We start from the raw sequence: 25,811 nt of genomic DNA, 5'->3' as shown, positions 1-25,811 counted from the left end.
GATTCTAGTTTTCAGGTTGTTAGCATTCTTTAGGGCTACTTATAATCGTAGCTGCCCACATACAGATATTCTTTAGCGTATTCATTTAGGTAAGCGTTCAGGTACCTTTTCACTTCGTCGGAAATACTGCCGTTTGCAATATCTTCGAGTGTTTCGTTCCCATCGCTAGTATCATGGCGCTTAACGTAAAATAAGGTCATATCCTTCCCCCCGAAAAGCGGAATAAGACCCTTATGTTTGTCGCGGGCATTGCCCATATCAAAAACTGCTCCCGCCAAGGCAGTAAACTGGGGTTTTAAAGCCAGCGTTTGCCGGTTAAAATGTAAGTCATTAGTACCCGGGCGTTCAAAGTCAGGATAATCTTTTTCTGGCTGAACAGGACGGCTACGCAGCTTTTCTATATAATGTTCACTTAATCCGGCGGCTTCCGCTCCCTTTATAACTATATTTAGGTACCGCCTGGTGGGTAGGCAGCTATCATCCAAAAAGGCTGGCAGTCCTACGTAAGTTTGCGCACTTACCAAACCGTTGATAGTTTCGGGCTCCACAACTATTCTATCATACCCCAAGCCATAAGATTCAATGGCATCTAGTGATGCCAAATGCTCATCATGGCAGGTATGCACAACCCCTTCTACAAAATCATCCGGGTTATTGGTCTGCTCAATATTGCCAACGCCTCCTTCATGACGAAACCAATGCTGGACATTGAACCGGAGACACCATCCCCACAAGACAGCCCTCTGCGACGAAATTGGTTCTACGCCCTTTGCCCGAAGAGATACCAGGTTGATATTAGAACCGTACCCGAAATATAAAAACATATAAAATTAATTTATTTTCTGGATTGTTAAATATAATGTTTTTGTAGTTAAAATATAACTATATTAGACTAAGCCTTCTAAAGGCATCGATCTGTTTTTCAACCAATTATATTATCCAATTATGGGCACCTTTGTTGTTAGCCGAAACAGCTCAGACGATAAGTATGCTGTCTGGCATTTCGCACATGAAAATGGGGAAGTAACCTTTACCCGCCAAAGTATTAATCAGAACGCATCATTTAACCATTCGTATCAACTTGCGTCTATCGGTGGGTACATTATGGCCTGGGGGCCATGTGAAACTACGAACGGCAACAAGGGTTTTCCGTACCAGTTGTTTGAGTTTGACCCAAACTCGGCCGACCCTTTGAATGCAAAGCCCGTTCAGGCGGCTATATGGCCAATCAGCAAGTTTTGGAGCTACCGCACTTATTATTCAAATAATCCGGATGAACAGAAAGTGCTTAATCTAATACCGATGGGCGGTAATTTTATGCTGTTTTTTGTTGGTGGCGAAGGGCGGGGCACTTATATGCTTTTTAATTTTGACCCCGACTTTGTTAACCCGGTTGCAGACGACGCTGCGGATGGTGGCACAGGTAGTACGACTGGTAGCGACCCGCTGCCGGGTTGTTATACACAGCAGGGAGGTTTTCCATCCATCCAATCGGACCACGAGTTAATACCAATCGGCAACTACGTTTTAGATCGCTTTGGCGATGGCTCATCCTATCGGATTTGGAGTTTTGACTCTCAGAATATTACGCCGCTTTCGATTCCCCAGGTTCAGGACGGAACATTGAAGGGGATAGATTTCAAGCATAAAGTGGTTGTTATAGGCGAAAACGTTTTAACCTGGGTTCCAGGAGAGGCATCTTTTAGGCTTTGGAACTTTAACGCCCATGCGCAGAGCCCACTTAGTTTAATAGCCGAAGGAACTTTACCAGCTGAAATGGTCGTCTCTGCTTCGCTGGCTAGCTTTGAAACCCGGGTACCAATTGCTACAAATGCTACTTCAGATTTAGGGAGTATTGGTTATATGCGTTCGAAAATTAAACATGTTGTTTATTACATGCTCGAAAGCCGGTCGTTTGATAATGTTTGCGGCTGGCTTTACGAGAAAGACGAGGGCTCAATTAATTACATTGGTTCTGACGAACCCTTTAACGGAGCATCGACAGATAACTATAACCTCGATGGCGATACTAAAGTTTATACCAGCAAATTTAACAACGGCGAGTTGAGCAACGAAGTTGAACTAGCCGATCAACTCCAGGATCCCTTTCACGATAATTCCGACAGTCTGCTCCAGATGTTTTATAACAAAGAGCCTGGCTACGCTGGTAAAGCTAAGCCGGATATGGGCGGATTTGTAAAAAATAATGCCAATCACCAGGTAATGCTAACATTTGCCCCGGAACAACTGCCGGTTATAAATGGACTAGCTAAAAACTTTGCTGTAAGTGACGAATGGTTTAGTTCGGTGCCGGGAGGGACAGACATCAATAGGGCCTTTTCTGTTTCAGGTTCGGGGCTAAACAGGCTCGACACCTGGGAAGGAGGAAGCCCTTATGAATACTGGCCGCAATACCCACATCGCCAATCCATTTGGAAAGTACTATGGAACAATGGCATTAAAGATTGGAAGATTTATAATGCCATCTTATGGCTTAATCACCCTTTCACTTATCATTTGTATCTCGAAGGTCAGGTTCCGAGTCTAGATGCCTTGATTCAAAAACAGGCAAACCAGTTTGAGCCAACAAATTTTCTCGACAGCATAGACAACTTCAAAACTCAGGCACAAAATGGTATGTTGCCGGCATTTAGCTTTCTCGAACCAGTGTGGATATCGCCCAACGGTACGTCATCTTACCATCCCGGGGCAGACTTAGTGCCGGCCGAAGTTACACTTAACGAGATTTATGAAGCTATTAAAAGCGGACCTGATTGGGAAAGCACCCTGCTCGTAGTTACATTTTCTAAGAGTGGAGGTATTTACGATCACGTTAGTCCGCCCTATGCCACCAAGCCTTGGCCCAATGATAGCGTTAATGATTTCAATTACGACTTGATGGGCGCGCGGGTACCAACTATACTTGTCTCTCCACTGATTAAGAAGAATACCGTATTCAGGTCAGGCGGTAAAATTCCATATGATTCCACCTCATTTGCAGCCACTTTATTAAAGTGGTTTGGCATTCCAAAGTCGCGATGGGGCTTGGGCGACAGAATGGATCAAGCACCAACATTTGAAGGCGTATTTCTTGAACCTGAAGCAAGAACAGATGCGCCTACACTTTCAATTCCATACGATAATAAATTTCCAAAATCCTAACTAAACATAACAGATGACATAAATCACTAACCACAATTTAACCTAACCCATAACTAATGAAAAAGATATTATTGTTGATAATCCTTGTATTAGGTACAGGGTTAATCTTCGCGTTCTCTGTACTTAAATACACCGAAAAGAAATTAGCAGACGAAAATTCTTTACTCGGGATTATGTATCAACAAAATGCTGCGGAATATGAGGCGTTATGTTTACAGGCTTACCATATGGCCAAGGTACAAGCTGAAACAGCATGGGCAACCAATAAAGATCATGATCACTTGGCAATTGTTACCGACCTGGACGAAACGGCGTTGGATAATACACCTGGTGAAGCATTTGATTATCAGCAAGACAAACAGTTTGAAATATCACAGTGGTGGTTGCACGGACGGCCAAGGGCAGTACCGGGTGCAGTAGAGTTTTTTAACTGGGCTCATCAAAAAGGCTTTCATATCTATTACGTTTCTAACAGGCCCAATGTACCTGCTATCATCGATTCAACCCGCGAACAGATGAAGTTGTTAGGGTTTCCGTTAACCGCAACCGCAAAAGACGATCGATATTTTATGTTCGCCCCAAAAGGTGTTTCGACAAAGCAACCGCGACGCGATTCAATAACTCATGTTCTAAAGGACAATATCATTCTTTTATTAGGTGATAACCTGCCTGATGTAAGCGCTGAATTTGATAAAGTTGATGGAAAATACCTGGCTGATACAACCCGCTGTGCTATCGCCAAAAATATGAAAGATTCGTGGGGTACTAAATTTATTGTCTTACCCAATGCTTATTACGGAGATTGGGAGAGCACCTATTATCAGGCATACAGAGATGCTAACCCAGATTCTATAGTAACCATTCAAAAGAAATATGCGATAAGGGAAAGTATCTTAAAAACGTACGATTTTATAAAGTCGAAGTAATAAGTGGGAGATCTCGGTCTGGAAAAAATTATACGCCGAATCCAATATTTACTGTCTAATTGGGTTTGGCGTATGATATTAATGATGTCTTACTCTTGATTTTAATACTCCACCAGCAGCTTCTTTTATCACACTGGTAAAGATGAAAGCTTTTGGATCGATATCCTTAACGGTATTGTTTAGTCGTCTTAACTCAAGTCGTGTTACCACAGTAAAAACGATGTCTACAGGCTGGCTTATATCAAAACTATCCTTTAAGAAGCCACGTTCGCCTTTGTAAACAGTTATCCCGCGACCTAAACCTATAACCAGGCTTTCTTTTATTTTTTCACTTTGGCCAGATATAATGGTGACGCCTGTGTATTCTTCCAAGCCTTCCACAACAAAGTTGATGGTTCTTGATGCGGCGTAGTAAGTTAGAATAGAATATAAAGCGGTTGGGAGCCCAAGCTTTATGCCGGCAATAAGGAAAATTATAATATTAATGCCCAATATAATTTCACTGATGGTAAAGCTAATTCGTTTACCGGTATATAATGCAAGTACCTCAATCCCGTCTAAGGCACAACCGCCGCGTATGGCCAAACCTACGCCGATACCCATAAAAACCCCACCAAAAATAGAAACAAGCAATTTATCTGATGTTATTTGTGGGTAAGGAATTAACAGTAAGCACAGGCCCAAACCAACAACAGCGATAAGCGTTTTAACGGCGAATTTGCGATTAATCTGCAGCCCGCCCATGATAATAAGCGGAATATTGGCCAGTACAATAACATAGGCTATGTTGATGTGATAAATTTCGTGTATGAGCAGCGAGATGCCCGTGAGGCCTCCATCAAAAAATTCATTAGGGATCAGGAAACTCTTTAGCGCAAATCCACAAAAAAGTATCCCGATTATTGTATAGACTGCATCGGTTAACCAACGCGGTAAGAGTGTTCGTTGCATTAGATTTTGTTGTTCAGTTTTAATTTAATTTGCTTAAGGTGTAATTCTTTCTGGGCTTGCCTGGAAGCCAAAGCCGATTTAGTGAAATAATGATGGCTTTCTAAAAAGCGTACCTGAAGCCGGTTCCAATCGTCCTCATTATCCAAAAAGCCAAACACCGAAAGCTCGGTAAATAGCTTGTTGCCTATGGTAAAAAAGTCATCTCGTCCAAGGTAATCCAGATCTGCATCGGCTAATATTTCTTCCAGGTGGTTTTTAGGCGTCTGTGGTATTTTCGTGGCCATAATCATCCCACAGATCGTGTCAATATCTGCGGCGTTATAACCAAAATTAATTAATGATTCTTTGGCAATTTTACATGATTCAATTTCATGATCTTTAGCACCTTTTAAAAATCCGGAATCGTGGTACCAAGCTGCGGTTAACAATAGTTTCATTTGATGGGCGTCGATACCCTCGGCCTTACCTAATTGTTGGGCGGCATTATAAACATCCTCAATATGATCTACACTATGGTAGGAGAGGTGTTTTGGTAGCTCCATTTTTAATCTACTTATAATGAAATTTCCGGCCTTCTTAAATTGCATTCGGTATGCCGTATAAAAGACTAATATACAATTGTTTAATTGCAAAATAACTTTGCGGGTTTTAATTATCATGGCTTTCACCGTACAGTTTATTGTGAAAAAAAGCCGGTCTATTCTCACTTTTATACTGCTTGATATACTGTTTTATTTGTCGGTTTGATAAAGGCGACGGGAACGCGTATTTCAAAACTACGTGCATCAAATAAATTGAGGCCAAAAGAAGATAATGCCAAGAAATCTTAAAAGCTTGTGCTGTTGGAATAGTCAGAATATCAATGTGTTGAATTGTTTGGGAGCTTAAAATACTATAGAAAAATCCTAAATTTATATTGATTTTAATAGCGTAGACATGCCGATGTCTCCTGCTCTGACAAAAACAATTCACCTAAAACAGAATAAAAGATGAAAACTTATCTAATCGAAAGGAACATTCCTGATGCAGGCAAATTAACATCAGATCAACTAAAAGCTATTTCACAAAAATCGTGTAGCGTACTCCAACAAATGGGGCCTCAAATTCAATGGTTAGAGAGTTATGTAACCGGCGATAAAATCTTCTGCATTTATAAAGCAGAAAATGAAGACCTTATTCGCGAACATGCTAAAGAAGGAGGGTTCCCAGCTAATGTGATTACAGAAATTTCGACAACTATTAGCCCGGCCACCGCTAATTAATAATGGTACAAAGTTGTTTAAACCCATTTCAAATTCATCTCTTTGAGGAGCCCACTTTTTAACGATAGCTTTAATTTATACTTTTTACATCAAGTATCATCAGTATTAAAGGCGGTTTTGCTCATCTTTCGTCTTGCTTTCTTTAGGGCCAGTTTTTTTGCCGCTTGATCCTAAAGGCCGCGAATAGGATAGTTTAATAATTGGGAAACTATGAGATTCGGCCTGATAATTTATTTTTACATCGCTGTTAAAACTATCAGTAACAAGTTGCCCCAACTGGCTGTAATAGCTGGCTCCCCTAAATATGTCGGAAATACTAAGTTGAAAGCTACCATTCTTATTAGGCAGGTCTCTCTTAATTCCCAGATTAAAAATAGCGTTGCCGTTTGAGCGGGAGTTGCTTGAATAAGAGGCTGAATTGTAGTAGCCAGAAAATTCTATCGCATAATTCTTAGCAGGTTTAAACGTTTCTGTGAAATTTAATGTGTAGCTGAAATAGTTTTTTTTGAGTAACTCCGGAAAAAAGCTGACCCTGTATTTATGATAACCGCCGATCGCGCCGTAATTCATCTCCCACCAGGCTGCTGGTTTGAAAGGAACTGCGACCTGTAAGGTCAGGTTATTTTGCCAGTCAGCATTTTCTGGGGTTAAGTAAACCAGACCGCTTGTTGGGCCGGGAACAACCTGCGTTCCTAAAATTGGGTTAGCGTCGTGGCTGTAAACTATCGAAAATAGGTAGTCTCGTAATTTATAATCTAACTTAATATTTTTAGTGATTGTTGGTTTCAATGCTGGGTTGCCCGTAAAAACTGAAACCGGATCGTTATAAGATACATACGAAGCGAGGTCGGCATAAGATGGCCGGGTGATGCGTTCTGTATATGATAACTGTAGCTGATCTGTGGCGTTCAGTTTTCGGGTGATAAAAATACTAGGGAACAGTTTGCCAAGCCGGCGGTCTATATAATATTGCGCGTTTAAGGAATGGTCTGTAGTATTTTGCGAATACTCGTATCTTGCGCCTGCTGAAATACTTAATAGGCTATCAGGATTCCAATTTACGATTGTGTAAGCGGCTCCGATTAACTCGCGCGTTGCCAAATCGTTCGAGGTGCCTGCGCCTATCGGAACCCATTGGCCGTTTACCAGGTTTTCGATACTGGCGCGACTTTTTGTATGGGTAAAAGTGCCTTTTAAACCACTCTCCAACTGCAATCCTTTACGAAGTAAGTTGCTGTAATCCACCTGTGCTACGCTTACTTTAATGGCTGCATTTGCCAGGTTTTGTTGCCTGGGAGCGAAAAGAGTGCTACTGAAATCGCTTTGCACCTGAGTTGAGCTATTACTATTGTGATCAAAATAATCAACATTAAGGTTTAGCTTCTGATTAGTATTAATAGCTTGCTCAGCGTAAAAGTTACCGTGAAAATAAGAGGTATGACCATCACCACTGATTAGCGAACTATATGAAAGGTTAGTATCGGGCAAAGCATAATTGCCATAATTGTGATTGTTGTTTTTATTGCTACCAACGTTGTAATTCAAATTCCCTCCAATATTAGTGCGGGCGCTTACCCGGTAGTCCAGCCCGCCGTTGAAGCTATTATAATTGGATAGGAAATGACCATCGCCATGATAATTAAAAGCAGTTTGTCCGCCAATAATAGGAACATTTTCTGTTCCCCACGCCAATAATAAACCCTGGGTGCGATTGTGGTAGTAGTTGTAAGAACCATGCAGACTGATCTTGCCTTTAATGTAATTTAAGCTAAGGTCTGTTGATGCTTTCTCGTCGGTACCATACCCACCAGTTGCGGATATTGTTCCACTTGTGCCGGTTTGTTTATTCTTCTTCGTTACAATATTTATTAATCCGGCGTTACCGTCTGCATCGTATTTGGCGGGAGGGGTGGTTAATAATTCGATCTTGTCAATATCGTCAGCGGTTATGCTATTCAGCAAACTGCTTACCTGTGCCGCAGATAAACGAAGTAATTTGCCATCCAGCATAACAATCACTCCGCTTTTTCCATTGAGGCTGATGGCGTTTGTCTGTGCATCAATGATCACGCCGGGAGAGCGCGATAGCACCTGCAAAACGGAACTGCCTTTGGTCATAACGCTGTTTTGCACATTTACAACTAATCCTCCGGTTGTCTGTTGCATCAAAGGTTTCGCCGAGCGGATCACTACTTCGCCCAGTTGTTTACCAGTGGTTTTCAGCTTAATGGTTCCCGAATTAAATGTAGTTTGAAGAGTAAAAGAAGCGGAGATATAATTTGCATAGCCTACACAACTTACCTTGATTATATAGGTTGCCGCCGGCGCAGTGCGGAGAGAAAAATTGCCTTTTTCGTCCGAAAGTGCCGAATGGACGAGCGTACTATCGGCACTTTTTTCCAATACTACTGTGGCAAATGCCACCGGGTTACCAATGCTGTCGGTAAGCCTGCCGTATACCTGGCCTTTTGCACTTGCTGCTAAAAATAATATAATAACAGAGGTTAATAACGCTTTCATACTCAAAGAAAGCTTGCATTTACAATGCTTAGAAAATCGATTGCTGAACAGCTATACCAAATTGACAAGGTGCATAAAACAGCTCGAATAGATATTGAGGGATTCTGAAAAACGACGTGATTACCTGTTATCCTTTGATAGGTGCATTTTGTCAATTATATCTGCCCACTCGTCTAATGCCCGGCAGGAATTGGATGAATTAAACTTAACTTTATATACTATGGCACCAAGAATATCGAGGCAGAACTGGCTGATAAAATACAAATTGTACCATATCCTTTTTTGGATGTTGTACGACTACTTTCTTTGGTCACTGGCAATTGATAGCCCTTACAGTGTATTGCGTACCATATTTTTTTCGGTTTATGTAGTTAAGTTTCTGGCTTATGTTATTCCACCAGCGTTGGGAGCCTACTTTAATCTGTATTTCCTAATTCCGCGTTATCTTCAGAAAAAACGTTATGGTCTGTACCTGCTTTATTTAGCCTTGACTATTATTTGCACCTCTGCATTGATTACATCTGGCTATTACATCGCCGCCTGGATGGATGGTAGCACCGCAGAAAAAGTATTTGGCATTGCGCCTGGTTTAAACGGATATTATCATCTGATTAAGGACGAGCCATTCAGGTTCACTTTAGGCGCAATCACGCTGGCAATGAGTATAAAGCTGACTAAAAACTGGATCGAAACGCAAGCCAGGCAACAGGAATTAGAAAAAGAAAAGCTCGAAACCGAACTCAAATTTCTTAAATACCAGTTTAACCCGCATTTCTTATTCAATAGCATTAATTCCATTTTTTTCTTGATCCATAAAAACCCCGATATGGCATCTGCTTCCCTGGCTAAGTTTTCCGAATTATTACGACATCAATTGTATGAATGTAATGATCAGCAGATTGCATTGAATAAAGAAGTTACTTACCTGGAAAATTTTATCGAACTGGAAAAGTTGCGGCAGAACCAAAGTTTGGCTGTTCACCTTAACATGGAGCGAACATTTAACCCCGACATAGGAATCGCGCCTTTTATTTTGATGACATTTGTTGAAAACGCATTTAAGCATGTATCGAAAGATACCGGCCGTAGTAATTGGATAAATATCGATCTGGAAATAAATAGCACAGTGCTTTATTTCAGCGCGGTCAACAGCACCTCCGAAGCCCCTATAACAGAGGTTGTCAATTATGGTGGTATAGGTTTGAAAAATGTGAAACGCAGGCTCGACCTGATTTATCCAGGTGGATACCAATTGGATATACAGCAACATTCAAATAGTTTCCAAGTAAAATTAGAATTGCAACTAAGGCAATTGGAATTATTAACATCTGCGCAATTAGTAGCCGAATGATATGATAAATTGTGTTATTGTAGACGATGAACCGCTGGCCAGAGAAGGCTTGGCCAATTATGTGAGGGAAGTAGATTTTCTGAACCTTAGCGGCGTGTGCGAAAACCCGCTTGAGTTACTACCCTTAATAGACAAACAGGTGGCTGATCTTGTATTTCTAGATATCCAAATGCCCAAAATGAATGGGATAGAATTTCTGAAGATACTACAAAAGCCACCAATGGTAATCATTACTACCGCGTACCCATCTTATGCCTTGGAGGGCTTTCAGTTGAACGTGCTCGATTACCTGTTGAAACCAGTTACTTTTGAGCGATTTTTTAAAGCAGCCGCCAAAGCGAAAGATTACCAGAAATTATTAACCGGTGACTCGAGCAAACAAGCCGAAGATTACTTTTTTATTAAATGCGGGAGCAAGTACGAAAAGATTCTTTTTGATGATATCCTTTACATCGAAGGGATGCAAAACTATGTTAGCATTTATACTACGAGGGGTAAGTATATTACAATGCTCTCTCTTAAAAGTCTGGAAGAAAAATTGCCAAAGGCATCCTTTATTCGAGCGCATAAATCCTTCTTGGCCGCAATCAGCAAAATTGACGGAATTGAAGGTGGCGAGCTGTTTATAAGCAATAGCCGCATCCCTATCAGCAGAAATTATCGCGATCAGGTAATAACAAAGGTGGTATCCAAGAGGCTTTGGGACAAAAAGTGAAATGCTTTTCAAGCAGGCCTTCGCAAAAAACAAGCTTTCAAACCACGCTTCTGTGTGCAGATAGGAGGCGTGAAAACACTATATTTGCATTGTATGGCTAAACTTTTTATAGTCGGATTTCCCAAAGACATGAAAGAAATTGAACTGGTAGAATTGTTCAGTGTCTATGGAGCTGTAAACACGGCGACTATTATAACTGACATCGAAACCGGGGCAAGTAAGGGGTATGGTTTTATTACCATGACAGATGATGCGGGAGCCAACCGCGCTATCGAGGCGCTCGACGGAGGGTCGATCGACGACCGTATTATTAGTGTGCGTTTCGCAGACGATAAAAAGCAGGTGGTTACTCCAGATCGCAAAACAGGCGATCAGAGAAGTCCATACAGAAAAAATGCAGATCCACAGCGTGATACTGGTTTATCTCCAGAAAAAAGGAGAAGACCACGGCGGTGATTTTTAATCTTAATGCAGACGAACTAACCGGTAAACTTCGTTATTTCCTTTTTAGAAAGTCAATTTATGACTCTCACCTTTTTTAATGCGATCTAATTTAACCGTTTTATCTCCATAGCGCACCATACACGCAGTTCCGTTAATATTGTGCAATGTGGCGGAAACAAGCTTGTTATTCTCCCAGGAAATATCTACAGCAAAACCACCCCGTGCCCGCAATCCCGTAACCGAGCCCGATTTCCATTCGGATGGCAGTGCTGGTAATAGATTTATTTCTCCTTCATGACTTTGAACAAGCATTTCTGTAATTGCTGCAGTCATCCCAAAATTTCCGTCCATTTGCATAGGAGGGTGAAGCCCAAAAAGATTTAAACAGCTGTTTCTGTCCTTGAAAAATTCTTTCAGCATCGCATGAGAATCTTCCGCGTCGTGAAGACGGGCATATAAGGCTGTGCGCCACGCAAAAGACCACTCACGTACGTCGCCGGTTGGGCCGCGCGCATCTAGTGAAACTCTTGCGGCCTTAGCTAACGCAGGCGTTTTGGCCACACTTACCTGTCGTCCTGGAAACACAGCGAATAAATTGCTGGTGTGCCTGTGATGATCATTGGGGTCATCTTTATCCTCCATCCATTCTTGCAATTGACCCCATTTACCAATTTTAGGGCCTAAAAGTTGGTCGCGCATGGCCGCTATTTTCACGCCGTATGCCTGGTCGATTCCAAGTGCTGCAGTAGCTTCTACGTAATTATTAAATAGGTCCCAAACAATCTGCTGATTATAGCTTACACCGTCTTCAGTAGGGCCATGCTCTGGCGACCAGCCTTCCGGAACAACCAAGCGTCCGTCGGGAAGTGATTTGAGATGGTCTTCCCAAAACTCACAAGTTTCTTTCATGATAGGATAGGCTACGGTCTTCAAATAATTTTTGTCCTGCCCGAAAGCGTAATGCTCCCAAAGGATCTGGCAATACCAGGCATTGGCTGTTTTATCCCATTTCCAGTCCGTGTGGCCAAATATGTTATGCGAAGTGCGAAGGGCAAACCCTCTCGTAGTCGGTTGGCCCGCTAGGGTATTAAGTTCTGGTGCAGCCGTGGTTGCCTTTCGCCACGGTATTAGCTGGCTTTTTATCAGATCGAAAAAGGGGATAGCACACTCAGATATATTTGCCGATTCGGCAGGCCAGTAGTTCATCTCCACGTTAATATTGTCGTGATAGTCACTTCCCCAAGCGGCATTATTACTGTCGTTCCAAAGCCCTTGCAGGTTTGCGGGCAATCCGCCCGGTCTCGAGCAGGAAATAAGCAAATATCTGCCGTATTGAAATAAAAGGGTCTCCATTTCTGAGTCGGTGCTGGTAGCGGCATCGGATTTACGCAGGTCGATTGGTTTGTCTCTCTGTTCCTTAGAGGATGTTCCCAGATCTAAACTCACCCGGTTAAATAACGAACTAAAATCTTTAATATGTTCGGCTTTAAGCGAAGAATAAGATCTAAGTGTTGCCGCTTCTATTCGTTTTTCCAGAGTTATATCTGGCGCTCCCCCGTGGTAACTCTTACTATAATCAAAAATGTAATTAGTTCCTGCTGCAACCAAAATAATGAGGCTGTTGCATTTGTTAAAGATTAATTTACCGCCTTCCGCTTTTACTGAGCCACCTGTGTTCAATATTCTTAAGCGGGTTTCATATTTAAGACCATTAGACAAGGTTCCCGAAGCTGTAAGTTCTCTTTCCTGATTGCTGATGGTTTTTGCCTCGTGCATATCATTAAGTTCCAGATTACCGGTGTAGGCTCCGGGTTTGTTGGCGCTTAAATGCACAACAATAAGTTGCGCAGGTTTACTGGCAAAGTATTCGCGGGTGTAGCTTGTTCCGTTAACCGAGTAATTAACGTGCGCGGTGGCATTAGCCAAATTCAGATCGCGGCGATAACTATCGGCTTTTTGGTGCCCCGATAAATTAATGAAGAGGTTGGCTAACGTTTGGTAAGACCCTTCGTCTTTTTCATCCCCGGTCCATAAACTTTGATCATTTAAAACCAATTGTTCCCGAGCAGTTCCGCCGAATATAAGCGCTCCAATTTTGCTCGTGCCGATTGGGAGCGTCTCGTTCATAGCTGTCGCCTCTTTTCCTTCGCCTTCAATTTTTGCCGGTGCATTATACCATAAGGTAAGTTTTGAAGATGCAGGACCAGTATTTCGACGTTTTGTTTGCGCTTTACCCGCTTGACAAAGCATTGCACAGATCATCAACAAAGAAAGCAGACGGAGAACCTTCATAATATATGGTTTAAACATTTGGATTTAACCGTGTACAATATTGCAAAAGAAAATCAGAATCCGAGTTCAAATCGGCTTTTCCGGAGGGTGAATATTAATTGCGAATGTTTAGCACTACTTGCTCTGCTTCAGAACAACATGTTTGATATTCTTGCGATCGTAAGTATAAGAGATATGCACAAGGCCATCACTGGCTTGGATGATAGCAGGATAGCTGTATTCTTCCGTGGTTCCATTTTCAAGCACTGCTACATCTGTCCAGGTGGTACCATCTGCAGAAGATGCGACCCTCAATTTGCCTCGCCCGTTCATCCAATCTTTTCCTGGCACATCGGGGTTATAAACAATTAGCTGCAATCCATTTTTTAAGGTCACGGCATCGGTGCCTGAGTTTGGATTTAACAGGCTCGTTCTGGAAAGCTTACTCCAGGTGTTACCCTCGTCAGATGACCACGCCTGGATAACGTTACCTTGTTTGCTACGGCAAACTATCTGTAAACGATTGTTGTTGTAGATAAGTATACTGGGCTGAATAACATCAAATTCTCCGTCAGGATCTATGGGGATAGTGATCCAGCTTTTACCTGTATCTATCGATTTTTCGATATGTGCTTTCCAGCGCCCATTGGCTTCCTCAACACTCGAAGGGGATAATATACTGCCGTCTGATAGCTGTACCGGCTTATTTTTAATTGGCCCTAAAATATCTTTTGGTAAGGCCTGAGCCTCAGACCAGGTTTTACCCCCGTCGTTTGAAGTTTTTAGCATTCCCCACCATTCGCGCGGATTGGGGCCAACCTTATAAAACAAAAAGATCTTTCCGCTTCGCTCTTTAAATAATACAGGATTCCATGCCGGGTAACGCAGTGTATCATTGACAATGCCATTAGCTACCGCAACAGGGGTAGAGAATTTGTCCTTTTTCAACTTAGCTAGCCAGATTTGCACGTCTGGTTTCGACTCCTGGGTGCCTCCAAAACAAGCTAGTAACAATTCCCCCGGTTGCGTCTCAACCATGGTTGAGGCATGGCATTGTTTAAAAGGAGCATTGTTGAAAACCAGCTCTTGCTTAATAATCTGAAACACAGGCTGTGCAGCTGCACGCTGGGCCACTACTACAACCAATAACCAACTAAATAATAAACAGACTTTTCTCACTTTTACTATTTCTTTATGAGATGAAGATTAGCTCTACTTGATGGAAAAATCGTTAACAATATACGCCTCTGCCGAGTTAGGCCCGATCTTTAACTTGTAGTTTCCCGGATATAATTTTTGTTTTTTTGCGGCCACGTCCCATTTGCTCAAATCCTGAACAGGTATGCGCAGGGTTACATCTTTGCTTTGGCCTGCATCAATACTAACTCTTTGAAAAGCTTTTAATTCTTTTATTGGCATTCCGTCAACCTTAGGGTACTCTATATAAGCTTGCACAACCTCGCCACTTGTGATGTTTCCGGTGTTGGTGATTTTGCATGATACGGTTATGGTATCCGCAGCCTTATAAGCCTTATTAGCGGCACTGTTTTGATCGTATTTAAATGTGGTATAACTTAAGCCATAGCCGAAAGGATATTGAACCTTACCCGTGAAATATCTGTAAGTACGGCCAGCCATGCCATAATTGTCAAATGCAGGTAGATCGTTAACAGAGTTATAAAACGTTAAAGGCAACCTGCCCGATGGCGATATCTTTCCTAATAAGATATCCGCTAATGCATTACCTCCTTGCTCGCCAGGGTACCACACCAGGATAACTGCATCGGCATATTGAGCAACTGCGGCAACATCCACATCACTACCTGCAGTGATTACAGCAATAATTGGTTTCTTAACCCCTTTGCGCAGAGCTTTCATAAAGGCTAAATGGCTGGCGGGTAAAGAAAGTGTCTTTTTATCGCCACCTGCTTCAGCTAAGAATGCATCACCGGCTTCACCTTCTGTTACCGGCAGTAAGCCAACAACGGCAACTGTTACGTCAGCATTGCCTGCACCCCAAATACCACCAAAATGAGTAGTGTCCGAATCGCCTGCACCTAAGTCATATTCTACCCGTGTACCTTTATCTACTGCTCCGGAGATGCCCTCTACAAAGTTTACCATTCTGGAGTTCACACCGTGATAGCTGCCAACTAATGCGTCAAGCGATGCAGCGTTGGGACCAACCACCATAATGCTATTATAGGTGCTTGGTTTTAACGGAAGCACATTTTTATCATTTTTAAGCAATACCATACTCTGTTGTGCTGCAATTCTCGCCAGGTTTACGTGCGACTCGTTGTGGATGCTATCAGTACGGTATTTGAAATAAGGCGATAGTTTAGGGTCGTCATAAAAGCCAAGTTTTACCTGAGTTAGTAATACAGGTCTTAAAGCTACATCTACCTCTTTTTCGGTTATCAGTTTTTGTTCCACGGCTTTAACCACATCAGATTGCAGTACGGATGAGCAATCCAGATTAAGGCCTGCCTTAATACCCGCCGCTGCGGCCTCGGTTGCAGTCTTCAGATATTTGTGCGTGGTGTATACATCATCCAAAGCTCCACAATCGGTTACAATGTAACCTGTAAAGCCCCATTCTTTGCGTAGTGTATTTTGTATCAGGTTAGTATTAACAGAGTTTGGTATGCCGTTAACGCTGTTGTAGGCTGTCATTACGCTGGCTACGCCGCCTTTTACCAATTGGTGAAAAGCATATAGATAAGTATCGTGCAAATCTTTATCGCTTACTACGGCATTAAAATAGTCACGGGTGTTTTCGGGGCCGCTGTGGGCTACAAAGTGTTTAGCTGTGGCCGCAATTTTAAAGCGCCCTGCAACATCGCCCTGCATACCGTGAACGTAAGATAAACCTATGCGGCTGGTTAAAAAAGGGTCTTCTCCGTAAGTTTCCTGTCCGCGGCCCCAGCGTGGATCGCGAAAAATATTAATGTTAGGCGACCAATAAGTAAGGCCAACATACATGCCGCGGTCACCGCGATCAACGGCTAAATTATGTTTGGCGCGTGCCTCTGTAGAAATAACCGTGCCTATTTGATTAACAAGATCGGTATTAAAAGTTGCTGCCATGGCAATGGCTTGAGGGAACACGGTTGCTTCGCCTGCGCGGGCTACGCCATGTAAGCCTTCATTCCACCAATTATAAGCGGGGATGTGCAATCGGTCAATAGCCTGGCTTCTATAGCCTAGTAACAATGCTTTGTCTGTAAGAGTGAGTTTTTTTAACAGATCGTCAACGCGTTGATTATCGCTGAGATTCGGATTCAAATATCCAGCCTGGCTTTGAGCATTTGCCGAATAAATTATGGCAGTGCTGAGCAAACCAATAAATAAACTCTTTCTTAAGAAGTGCATAGTTTTTAAATTTTTTAAAAAGTTACCGCATATTTAACAAATTATTCGCTAAATATGTAAAATAATTGTTCGCAACACATTTATTGGTGAATTTTTAAAGATTTCTTGACCGGTATTTAGCTTTTTAGTTAAAAATAGAAGATTGTCAACTTCGAGCTAGTAATTTTTTGTGATTTTGCTGCGTGTGCAATCGAAGTCAAGTTTTAGAAAATTTAAGAGAGCCATTAATGTATGTGAATTTTGTTCTGCAAGATTTGATGTTTGTATACTATTTATGAAAACTCTACTTTCTTTCTTCGTTTCTAGTTTGCTGTTGCTGGTTGGGCAAAAAAGCATGTCGCAGGCCACAAAGCATACCTTCGAGCTTTCTGATCAGCATTTTCTGTTAGATGGCAAGCCTTTTCAAATGATTTCGGGTGAAATGCATTGCGAGCGTATCCCTCGCGAATACTGGCGCGACAGGATCAGAAAAGCGAAAGCAATGGGCTTAAATACGGTAGGAACTTACGTCTTTTGGAACAGCCACGAAGAAGAACCCGGCAAATACACCTTTGAAGGCAATAACGATATTGCGGAATTTGTACGTATTGCGAAAGAAGAGCACATGTGGGTGGTAATGCGCCCAAGTCCGTATGCATGCGCAGAGTGGGAATTTGGCGGCTATCCGTACTGGCTGCTGAAAGATAGTACCTTAAAGGTGCGTAGTAAGGATGAGCGTTTTATCTCAGCCTATCGCAATTACATTAAGCAGTTGTCTAAACAACTGGTGCCTTACCTGGTAACTAATGGCGGTAACATTCTAATGGTGCAGTTCGAAAACGAATATGGTTCATACAGCGATGATAAAGCCTATCTGGAACTAAACCGTAAAATATTTGCCGATGCCGGTTTTAACGGTATATTATTTACCTGCGATGGTGAAACACAAATGCCGAAAGGTTACCTGCCTGGTTATTTGCCTGCTGTAAATGGTTTAGATGATACCGCTGCGGTAAAGAAACTGATCAATAAATATCATGATGGTAAAGGGCCATATTATATTGCAGAATGGTATCCGGGTTGGTTTGATAGCTGGGGTAAACCTCACGCCAAAACGGGCATAGATGATGCTGCAAAAAAACTGGATGAGGTACTAAGCGCCGGAATTTCAATTAACATGTATATGTTTCATGGCGGTACTACACGCGGGTTTATGAACGGCGCCAATATGAGTAAAACGGAAGCTTACTCACCACAAACAACAAGCTACGATTATGACGCGCCTCTTGACGAGGCTGGTAATCCAACGGCAAAATATCTAAAATTCAGAGAAGTTATAACGAAGCATCTGCCCAAAGGCACCACGCTGCCTCCGGTTCCGCAACCGGCACCAACTATTGGTATCGACAAAATTGCGTTAACACAATACGCAAGCTTGTATACTAATTTGCCCGCTCCGGTGGTGAATAAAACCCCGCTGTGTTTCGAAGATCTTAACCAGGCTTATGGCTTTGTATTATACCGCAGCAAATTAAAAAAGGGTGATGCCGGATTATTGAAACTTAACAAACTACGCGACTACGCGGTGGTATATCTTAACAAAAAGAGGTTAGGCGTGTTGGACCGCCGCCTGGTGCAAGATTCCATGAGTATTGATAAACTTTCTGCTGATGCCACGCTCGATATTTGGGTCGAAAATAATGGCCGCATCAATTACGGATTGTTTTTAACCGATAACCGCCAAGGTATAACCGAAAGTGTAACATTAAATGGTGCGCCGGTTTTAAACTGGAGCATGTATAAGTTTCCATTTAAAACTTTGGGCGGGATAAAGTTTACAACGGGTAAGTCGGCAATTGAAGGACCGGGTATTTATAAAGGTACTTTTTCGTTAACTAAAACTGCTGATACTTATCTTGATCTTAGTCAGTTTGGTAAAGGTTTCGTTTTCTTAAATGGTCATAACCTGGGTAAATACTGGGAGATTGGTCCGCAGCAAACGCTTTATATTCCGGCTGGCTGGCTAAAAGTTGGTACAAACGAAATCGAAGTTTTTGATCAGTTGAAAGGTGACCATAAAATCATTTCAACCCTAACCCATTCCATTTTGGACCAATTAGCGAGCAAATAATAATCTGCATGAAAAAGTTAATCTACCATATATCTTTATTAATATGTCTGCAGGTATTAACGGTATCGTTTGCTAAGGCACAAGGCGATGAAAAACGTTACCCTTTAATACCATATCCTCAACATTTAGCTGCCGGCGCCGGAGAGTTCAAAATCACTGCGAAAACGGTTATTGTTACAGCGCCCGACGCTTTGTTTGCCAATGAGGTTAAACAGTTAAATGAATTAATAAGCAAGGGTTTGGGTAAAGCACTTGTGGTTACGCATCGCCAGGCAAGTTCGTCAATACTGTTAAAATATGATGACAAAATAACTGCGGATGAAGGATATTCTTTGAGTATTACACCCCAACAGATTGTTATTTCTGCTAAACAAGGTGCCGGGATGTTTCGGGCTATTGAAACCATCAGACAATTATTGCCGGCAGATATTGAAGCGGGTATTCATCATAGCGCCTTAAATGTACCGGCCTTAAGTATACAAGACGAGCCGGTTTTTGCCTGGAGAGGGATGCATCTTGATGTATCGCGTCATTTCTTCTCAGTATCGTATTTAAAGAAATTTATCGATCTGCTTTCGCTCTATAAAATGAATAAGTTTCATCTGCATCTTACGGACGATCAGGGGTGGAGAATAGAGATTAAAAAATATCCTAAACTTACCGAGCAAGGCGCATGGCGAACGTTCAATAACCAGGATTCGGCCTGCATGAAGCAAGCCGTGGATAACCCCGATATGGCTATCGATCCTTCGCATATCATCCACCGCGACGGTAAAACTTTATACGGCGGTTTCTACACACAGAAAGAAATGAAAGATGTGGTGGCTTACGCAACCGCGCGTCATATTGAAATCATCCCGGAGATTGACATGCCGGGTCACATGATGTCGGCTATTAATTCTTATCCGTTTTTAACCTGTAATGGTGAGAATAGCTGGGGTAAATTGTTTACAAAGCCTATTTGCCCTTGTAACGAAACTACATTTGAATTTGCTCAGAATGTCTTCACCGAAATTATGGACATATTCCCATCCAAATACATTCACATAGGTGGCGATGAGGTAGATCGTACCGATTGGGGAAAATCTGAAGAATGTAAAGCCTTAATGGCTCGCGAGGGTATTAAGGATCTTCCCGGTTTGCAAAGTTATTTTATTAACCGCATGGAGAAGTTCTTCAATGCCCATGGCCGTAAAATGATTGGATGGGACGAAGTGTTAGAAGGTGGCGTTACCTCCAGTGCTATGATTATGTATTGGCGCACCTGGGTGCCCGATGCACCGGTTAAGGCGGCTAAAAATGGTAATCAGGTAATTATGGTACCGGGAAACCCGTTGTATTTCGACGGTAAGTATGATAGAAATTCGGCATCAAATATCTATCATTTTAACCCGATTCCAAAAGGCCTAACAGAAGAGCAAGCAAAACTGATTGTTGGTGCTCAGGCTGCTATATGGGCGGAAAGTGTACCATCTGAAAAAAGAGCTGATTACCGCTTTATGCCTCGTATGACCGCGCTCGCCGAGTTATTGTGGACCAATAAGGTGTCTTTATATGATGGTTACGTGAAAAGGAACATAGAACAGTTTCCACGTTTAGATGCCCTTAAAGTAAATTACCGCATGCCTGATCTGGCTGACATGGTAGATTATCGTGTGTTTGTAAAAGCAGATACGGTTACAGCAGTTAAGCCTCTGAAAAGTATGATCGTAAGGTTTACGCATGATGGCACTATGCCCGGTCCTTCGTCACCGATACTGAATAAGTATATAGTCGACAAAAATCAGGTTCTAAATATTGCGGCGTTCGCAGCAAATGGCAGACGAGGCGACGTTTATACCGTTAACTACAGGCAGCAAAACTATGCCGAGCCAGCAACAACCTCGGTACAAAGCGGCTTAAAGGTATTTTATTATCCCGGGGAATTTAATGGCACTACCAAAATGCCAGCAGATAATTCAGACAAGGTTTATACTGTACCAGGCGTTGCCGTACCCGATGAAGTTAAAGCACCATCCTTTGCATTAAGATTTAAAGGATATATTAACGTACCGCAAACAGGCATTTACACGTTTTATTTAACTTGCGATGATGCCGGTGTTTTAAAAATAGATAACCAAACTACCATTGATAATGATGGTATGCATGCTCCGGTAGAAAAAAGCGGCCAGGCGGCTATGAAAAAAGGCCTCCATCCGTTTGAACTGAACTTTGTTGAAGGGGGCGGCGGTTACACGCTGAAATTAAAATATAGTCATAACGGTTCTGTTCTGCAAGATGTACCTGCAGACTGGTTTAAAAATTAATACAGATGTTAAAGCGTTACTTCTTAACGGCACAGCTTTTAGCAGCATCGTGCCTGGCATTTAGCCAGCCGGCTCCAAAACCTTATGGCGTATTGCCAACAGCCAGGCAATTAAAATGGCAGGAAACCGAAATGTATTGTATTATACACTTCAGTATGGCTACTTTTGATGATAAAGAGTGGGGCTATGGTGATGAGCCAAACTCCTTATTTAATCCAGCCAGTTTTAATGCACTACAAATTGTAGGGGCGGCTAAAGCGGGTGGCTTTAAAGGTATTGTAGTAGTTGCCAAACATCACGATGGGTTTTGCCTGTGGCCCACTAAAACTACCTCGCATAACATCAGCCAAAGCCCGTATAAAAATGGTAAGGGCGATGTCGTAAAAGAATATCAGCAGGCCTGTGATAAATTAAATATGAAACTGGGATTGTATTGCTCACCCTGGGACCGCAATAACGCCAACTATGGCACTCCTGAATATTTGCAAATTTATCGTGCCCAGTTAAAAGAGCTTTATAGTAACTATGGACCGTTATTTATGTCGTGGCACGACGGTGCCAATGGCGGCGATGGCTTTTATGGTGGCACTCGCGAAGCACGAAAGATAGATCGTACTACTTATTATGATTGGGATAATACCTGGGCAATCACTCGTGCCATGCAGCCTGGTGCTTCTATCTTCGGGGATGTTGGCCCCGATGTGCGCTGGGTAGGCAACGAAGAAGGCCACGCCGGCGAAACGAGCTGGGAAACTTATACACCCGAAGCTCCTGAAGCCGGTAAACGACCATCTAACGGCTATGTGAAAGATTGGTTGGGTACAGATGGTACACGCGATGGCAAAAATTGGATGCCTGCCGAATGTGATGTTCCGCTACGTAAGGGCTGGTTTTATCACGAATCTCAGGATGGGCAAAGTAAATCGGCGTATCAATTGCTCGATCTTTATTATAAAAGTGTTGGCCGGGCTGCGTGTTTAGATCTGGGCTTGTCTCCAAATAAACAAGGCTTGATATCAAAAGAAGACGAGCAGATCTTAAAAGAATTTGGATCGTTGCTAAAACAAACTTTTGCGATAAACTTGGCAAAAGGTGCAACCTTAACAGCAAGTAATATCAGAGGAAAAAATCAGCAGTTGTACGGTGTTCAGCATTTAGTTGATAACGACCGGTATAGCTATTGGGCATCTGACGACAAGGTTACTACGCCACAATTGGTTGCCGATCTGCATAAACCGCAAACCTTTAATGTAATCCGCTTACGCGAAAATATTAAGCTGGGGCAGCGTATAGAAGAAATAAGTGTCGATGCATGGCAGAATAATGGGTGGCAGCAAATAGCAGCTGCAACCAGTATTGGTGCTAACAGGCTTATTCGTTTGCCACAAAATATAACAGCAAGCAAGGTAAGGTTACGCGTCACCAAATCGCCGGTAAGTATTGCGTTGAGCGACTTTGGCCTTTTTAAAGAGCCCGTACATTTATCATCACCTCAAATTACACGTACGACAAAAGGAGAGGTTAGCTTAACTACAGAAGCCCCGGTAAGTAAAATTGTTTACACGGTTGATGGTAGTGTGCCAGGTAATGCTTCCGCGGTATATCAACACCCGTTTGAACTTCCCGAAGGCGGTGTTGTTAAAACTCTGAGTATTGAAGAAGGTAACAAATTGAGCGAGGTAAGCACTAAGCAATTTGGACCTGTTAAGGTACAATGGCACATCAGCGCAGAGGGCACAGATGAAAAGAACCTGCAAAAGGCAATTGATGACGATGTAAATAGTTATGCAGATGTGGCAGTATCCACAGGTGGTGTGGTTATCGATATGGGTAAAAATACAACTATCAAGCAGTTTACTTATCAACCCCGTACTGATAAGCATATTGATGGGATGGTTGATGTTTATGAGTTTTACTACAGCGCAGATGGTTCTACCTGGGCTAAAGCTATATCAGGCGAGTTTTCAAACATCAAATCAAATCCAATTCTTCAGGTTGTACAAATAGAAAATCCAATATCGGCAAGGTATTTTAAATTTGTACCTAAGCATGTTATCCAGGGCGATCGTGCAGAGATTGCAGAACTGGGTATCATTTCCAAATAATTCGAATCCAACTTTAATGAAAAAAATAAACGCTATTACATCTATCTTACTCGGCTTAACAGTAGCTGGGTATAGTCAGGTTAAGACCAAACAGTCTGCACCTGCAAGTTTCACTCAGTATGTTGATCCTCTAATAGGTACGGGCTGGCACGGTCACGTTTTTGTAGGTGCCAGCGTACCATTTGGTGCTGTACAATTAGGCCCAACAAACATTCATGAAGGCTGGGATTGGTGCTCCGGTTACCATATTTCAGATTCTACCATCCTTGGCTTTCAGCATACCCACCTTAGTGGTACAGGTATAGGCGATTTGGGCGATATTTCTGTAATGCCAACCACTGGACCAATTATGACTCATGCCGGTAAAACGGGAGAATCGCAATCACAGGGATATTACTCATTATTCAGCCATAAAGACGAGGTTGTAAAGCCAGGCTATTATAAAGTAAAATTAAAGCGTTATAATATCGGAGTACAATTGACTGCCAGCAATCGTGTGGGCTTTCATGAATATACTTTTCCTAAAGCGGACGATGCGCACATTATTATTGACCTGGAGCAGGGTATAGGCTGGGATCATCCTACAGATACTTACATAACTAAGGTTAATAACAATACTATCGAAGGTTATCGTTTCTCAAAAGGATGGGCTAAAGACCAACGCATTTATTTTACAGCAGTATTCTCAAAGCCGATAAAAACCTTTGCAGTTTATGATACGGCGGGTGTGGTTAAAGGTACTTCGTTAAGAGGCCCTAAAATAAAAGGTATTGTGAGTTTTGCTACAGCGGCTAATGAAAAGGTGATGATCAAGGTGGGTATATCACCTGTTAGCTCGGCCAATGCATTGTTAAACATTAACAAAGAAATACCGGGCTGGAACTTTAATCAGGTAGTTGCTGATGCTGACAAGGCATGGAATTTACAATTACAAAAGGTTAAAATAAAAACCGATTCATTATCACAGATGAAAAAGTTTTATACCGCAATGTATCACACCATGATCGCACCGTCGGCCTTTAACGATGTTAATAACGATTACCGCGGTACAGATAAGAAGGTTTATAAAAATGCATCGTTCCAAAACTCAACCACCTACTCGCTTTGGGATACTTACCGTGCATTAAATCCTTTATACACCATTATTCAGCCCGAAAGAATCAATGATATCGTAAACACCATGCTTGCTGTTTACCAGCAACAGGGTAGCTTGCCAATGTGGCACTTGATGGGTAATGAAACCAACACGATGGTGGGTTATAGCGCAGTGCCCGTAATTGCAGATGCTTACCTAAAAGGCTTTAAAGGATTTGATACCAAGCTAGCTTATGAAGCTGTTAAGGCTACCGCAATGCGTGATGATTTTGGTGGCCTTAAGCTTTACAAGAAATTGGGCTATATCCCTGCCGATACTATGGTAGAAACTGTGGCTATGGGCCTTGAATATTCTATTGATGATATGGGCATTGCAAAAATGGCCAAAAAGATGGGCGATGAGGTTGGCTACGAATACTATTTGAAACGCGGCCATAACTACAAGAACTATTTTGATAAACAAACCGGCTTTATGCGCGGTAGGGTATCAGAAACAGAATGGCGCTCACCATTCAGCCCGTTTGTATCCCGTCACCGTCAGGATGATTATACGGAGGGTAACGCCTGGCAATATACCTGGTTAGTACCGCAGGATGTTGACGGTTTAGTTAAACTGATGGGTGGCGAGAAACCGTTTATCAAAAAACTCGATTCGCTATTCATAGCGCATGGCGATATGGGTAAAGATGCTTCGCCTGATGTAAGCGGGTTGATCGGCCAGTATGCGCACGGTAACGAACCAAGCCATCATATTACCTATTTATATTCGTTTGTAGGTCAGCCATGGAAAACCGCACAAAAAGTAAGGTTTATCCTCAATAACTTTTACACTGATAAGCATGATGGTATTATTGGTAACGAAGACGTAGGCCAGATGTCGGCCTGGTATGTGCTTTCGGCAATGGGCTTCTACCAGGTTAATCCGTCAGGTGGTCAGTATGTTTTCGGCAGCCCTAACTTAAATTCCGCAAGTATTAAATTGCCGGGCAACAAAACGTTCGATATTGAAGTGCTACATAACTCACCAAAAAATATCTACATTTCTGGTATTACCCTTAATGGCAAAAAGTACGATAAGTTTTATATCGACTATCAGGATATTATGAAAGGTGGTAAACTAGTACTCACGATGTCAGACAAGCATGCCGAATAATAAAGCATCGCTTAAACAAGAAGGGCCCCGGTTATCAACCGGGGCCCTTCTTGTTTATTATCGAA

Annotated in this window: 17 protein-coding genes; 10 read left to right on the top strand and 7 right to left on the bottom strand. The window is 42.3% G+C overall.

What is annotated here, in order from left to right:
- Positions 1-35: 35 nt before the first annotated feature.
- Positions 36-824, bottom strand: coding sequence for a gamma-glutamylcyclotransferase family protein (locus GSY63_RS24170; protein ID WP_166588412.1), 789 nt, complete (start codon positions 822-824; stop codon positions 36-38).
- A gap of 121 nt (positions 825-945) precedes the next feature.
- Between GSY63_RS24170 and GSY63_RS24165 the strand changes: the two genes are divergently transcribed.
- Positions 946-3,162, top strand: coding sequence for an alkaline phosphatase family protein (locus GSY63_RS24165; RefSeq protein ID WP_166588411.1), 2,217 nt, complete (start codon positions 946-948; stop codon positions 3,160-3,162).
- A 56-nt stretch (positions 3,163-3,218) separates the two neighbouring features.
- Complete coding sequence (locus GSY63_RS24160; RefSeq protein ID WP_166588410.1) at positions 3,219-4,088, top strand: 5'-nucleotidase, lipoprotein e(P4) family; 870 nt, start codon at positions 3,219-3,221, stop codon at positions 4,086-4,088.
- Between the two features lie 78 nt (positions 4,089-4,166).
- Here GSY63_RS24160 and GSY63_RS24155 read toward each other — a convergent pair whose 3' ends face one another.
- On the bottom strand, positions 4,167-5,039 hold the full coding sequence (locus tag GSY63_RS24155) for a YitT family protein (protein WP_166588409.1): 873 nt from the start codon (positions 5,037-5,039) through the stop codon (positions 4,167-4,169).
- Entirely contained in the window at positions 5,039-5,581 is a 543-nt protein-coding gene (locus GSY63_RS24150) for an HD domain-containing protein (protein ID WP_166588408.1), read from the bottom strand. The genes GSY63_RS24155 and GSY63_RS24150 overlap by 1 nt, the downstream gene beginning before the upstream one ends.
- 447 nt (positions 5,582-6,028) lie before the next feature.
- Here GSY63_RS24150 and GSY63_RS24145 point away from each other — a divergent pair, with 447 nt between their 5' ends.
- Positions 6,029-6,301, top strand: a complete 273-nt coding sequence (locus GSY63_RS24145) for a DUF4242 domain-containing protein (protein ID WP_166588407.1) — start codon at positions 6,029-6,031, stop codon at positions 6,299-6,301.
- 105 nt (positions 6,302-6,406) lie between these two features.
- Here the strand turns inward: GSY63_RS24145 and GSY63_RS24140 are convergent, their stop codons facing one another.
- Positions 6,407-8,821 carry a TonB-dependent receptor domain-containing protein gene (locus GSY63_RS24140; RefSeq protein WP_166588406.1) on the bottom strand — a complete coding sequence of 805 codons (2,415 nt, stop codon included), beginning with the start codon at positions 8,819-8,821 and terminating at the stop codon, positions 6,407-6,409.
- Between the two features lie 220 nt (positions 8,822-9,041).
- Between GSY63_RS24140 and GSY63_RS24135 the strand changes: the two genes are divergently transcribed.
- The 3 genes from GSY63_RS24135 to GSY63_RS24125 all read left to right on the top strand — a co-directional run bounded on the left by GSY63_RS24135 (position 9,042) and on the right by GSY63_RS24125 (position 11,343).
- A complete protein-coding gene (locus tag GSY63_RS24135) occupies positions 9,042-10,172 on the top strand; it encodes a sensor histidine kinase (RefSeq protein ID WP_166588405.1) in 1,131 nt (376 codons plus the stop codon).
- A gap of 1 nt (position 10,173) precedes the next feature.
- Positions 10,174-10,887 (top strand): LytR/AlgR family response regulator transcription factor, encoded by a 714-nt coding sequence (locus GSY63_RS24130; RefSeq protein WP_166588404.1) that lies wholly within the window; start codon positions 10,174-10,176, stop codon positions 10,885-10,887.
- A gap of 69 nt (positions 10,888-10,956) precedes the next feature.
- The gene (locus tag GSY63_RS24125; protein WP_166588403.1) at positions 10,957-11,343 is read left to right on the top strand and encodes an RNA recognition motif domain-containing protein; all 387 of its coding nucleotides are present in this window, start codon (positions 10,957-10,959) and stop codon (positions 11,341-11,343) included.
- A gap of 51 nt (positions 11,344-11,394) precedes the next feature.
- Here GSY63_RS24125 and GSY63_RS24120 read toward each other — a convergent pair whose 3' ends face one another.
- From GSY63_RS24120 to GSY63_RS24110, 3 genes are all read right to left on the bottom strand, one after another.
- Positions 11,395-13,623 carry a glycoside hydrolase family 95 protein gene (locus GSY63_RS24120; RefSeq protein WP_166588402.1) on the bottom strand — a complete coding sequence of 743 codons (2,229 nt, stop codon included), beginning with the start codon at positions 13,621-13,623 and terminating at the stop codon, positions 11,395-11,397.
- A gap of 114 nt (positions 13,624-13,737) precedes the next feature.
- Positions 13,738-14,781, bottom strand: coding sequence for a sialidase family protein (locus tag GSY63_RS24115; RefSeq protein WP_317168605.1), 1,044 nt, complete (start codon positions 14,779-14,781; stop codon positions 13,738-13,740).
- 33 nt (positions 14,782-14,814) lie between these two features.
- Complete coding sequence (locus GSY63_RS24110) at positions 14,815-16,977, bottom strand: glycoside hydrolase family 3 N-terminal domain-containing protein (protein WP_166588401.1); 2,163 nt, start codon at positions 16,975-16,977, stop codon at positions 14,815-14,817.
- A gap of 274 nt (positions 16,978-17,251) precedes the next feature.
- Here GSY63_RS24110 and GSY63_RS24105 point away from each other — a divergent pair, with 274 nt between their 5' ends.
- Genes GSY63_RS24105 through GSY63_RS24090 form a run of 4 tightly spaced genes read left to right on the top strand, consistent with a single transcriptional unit; the run spans position 17,252 to position 25,746 of the window.
- Complete coding sequence (locus GSY63_RS24105) at positions 17,252-19,087, top strand: glycoside hydrolase family 35 protein (protein ID WP_166588400.1); 1,836 nt, start codon at positions 17,252-17,254, stop codon at positions 19,085-19,087.
- An 8-nt stretch (positions 19,088-19,095) separates the two neighbouring features.
- Positions 19,096-21,393: a family 20 glycosylhydrolase gene (locus GSY63_RS24100; RefSeq protein ID WP_166588399.1), complete on the top strand. Its 2,298-nt coding sequence runs from the start codon at positions 19,096-19,098 to the stop codon at positions 21,391-21,393.
- A gap of 5 nt (positions 21,394-21,398) precedes the next feature.
- Positions 21,399-23,498 carry an alpha-L-fucosidase gene (locus tag GSY63_RS24095; RefSeq protein WP_166588398.1) on the top strand — a complete coding sequence of 700 codons (2,100 nt, stop codon included), beginning with the start codon at positions 21,399-21,401 and terminating at the stop codon, positions 23,496-23,498.
- 16 nt (positions 23,499-23,514) lie between these two features.
- Positions 23,515-25,746 (top strand): GH92 family glycosyl hydrolase, encoded by a 2,232-nt coding sequence (locus tag GSY63_RS24090; RefSeq protein WP_166588397.1) that lies wholly within the window; start codon positions 23,515-23,517, stop codon positions 25,744-25,746.
- Positions 25,747-25,811 lie beyond the last annotated feature (65 nt).

Source organism: Mucilaginibacter agri (genome assembly GCF_009928685.1).
GTDB lineage: Bacteria > Bacteroidota > Bacteroidia > Sphingobacteriales > Sphingobacteriaceae > Mucilaginibacter > Mucilaginibacter agri.
This window is presented reverse-complemented; position numbering and strand designations above follow the sequence as displayed.

What these genes read in the sequence shown, in the direction of transcription:
- GSY63_RS24170 (WP_166588412.1), bottom strand. Translation starts at nt 824, where the DNA reads ATGTTTTTATATTTCGGGTACGGTTCTAATATCAACCTGGTATCTCTT.
- GSY63_RS24165 (WP_166588411.1), top strand. Translation starts at nt 946, where the DNA reads ATGGGCACCTTTGTTGTTAGCCGAAACAGCTCAGACGATAAGTATGCT.
- GSY63_RS24160 (WP_166588410.1), top strand. Translation starts at nt 3,219, where the DNA reads ATGAAAAAGATATTATTGTTGATAATCCTTGTATTAGGTACAGGGTTA.
- GSY63_RS24155 (WP_166588409.1), bottom strand. Translation starts at nt 5,039, where the DNA reads ATGCAACGAACACTCTTACCGCGTTGGTTAACCGATGCAGTCTATACA.
- GSY63_RS24150 (WP_166588408.1), bottom strand. Translation starts at nt 5,581, where the DNA reads ATGGAGCTACCAAAACACCTCTCCTACCATAGTGTAGATCATATTGAG.
- GSY63_RS24145 (WP_166588407.1), top strand. Translation starts at nt 6,029, where the DNA reads ATGAAAACTTATCTAATCGAAAGGAACATTCCTGATGCAGGCAAATTA.
- GSY63_RS24140 (WP_166588406.1), bottom strand. Translation starts at nt 8,821, where the DNA reads ATGAAAGCGTTATTAACCTCTGTTATTATATTATTTTTAGCAGCAAGT.
- GSY63_RS24135 (WP_166588405.1), top strand. Translation starts at nt 9,042, where the DNA reads ATGGCACCAAGAATATCGAGGCAGAACTGGCTGATAAAATACAAATTG.
- GSY63_RS24130 (WP_166588404.1), top strand. Translation starts at nt 10,174, where the DNA reads ATGATAAATTGTGTTATTGTAGACGATGAACCGCTGGCCAGAGAAGGC.
- GSY63_RS24120 (WP_166588402.1), bottom strand. Translation starts at nt 13,623, where the DNA reads ATGAAGGTTCTCCGTCTGCTTTCTTTGTTGATGATCTGTGCAATGCTT.
- GSY63_RS24110 (WP_166588401.1), bottom strand. Translation starts at nt 16,977, where the DNA reads ATGCACTTCTTAAGAAAGAGTTTATTTATTGGTTTGCTCAGCACTGCC.
- GSY63_RS24105 (WP_166588400.1), top strand. Translation starts at nt 17,252, where the DNA reads ATGAAAACTCTACTTTCTTTCTTCGTTTCTAGTTTGCTGTTGCTGGTT.
- GSY63_RS24100 (WP_166588399.1), top strand. Translation starts at nt 19,096, where the DNA reads ATGAAAAAGTTAATCTACCATATATCTTTATTAATATGTCTGCAGGTA.
- GSY63_RS24095 (WP_166588398.1), top strand. Translation starts at nt 21,399, where the DNA reads ATGTTAAAGCGTTACTTCTTAACGGCACAGCTTTTAGCAGCATCGTGC.
- GSY63_RS24090 (WP_166588397.1), top strand. Translation starts at nt 23,515, where the DNA reads ATGAAAAAAATAAACGCTATTACATCTATCTTACTCGGCTTAACAGTA.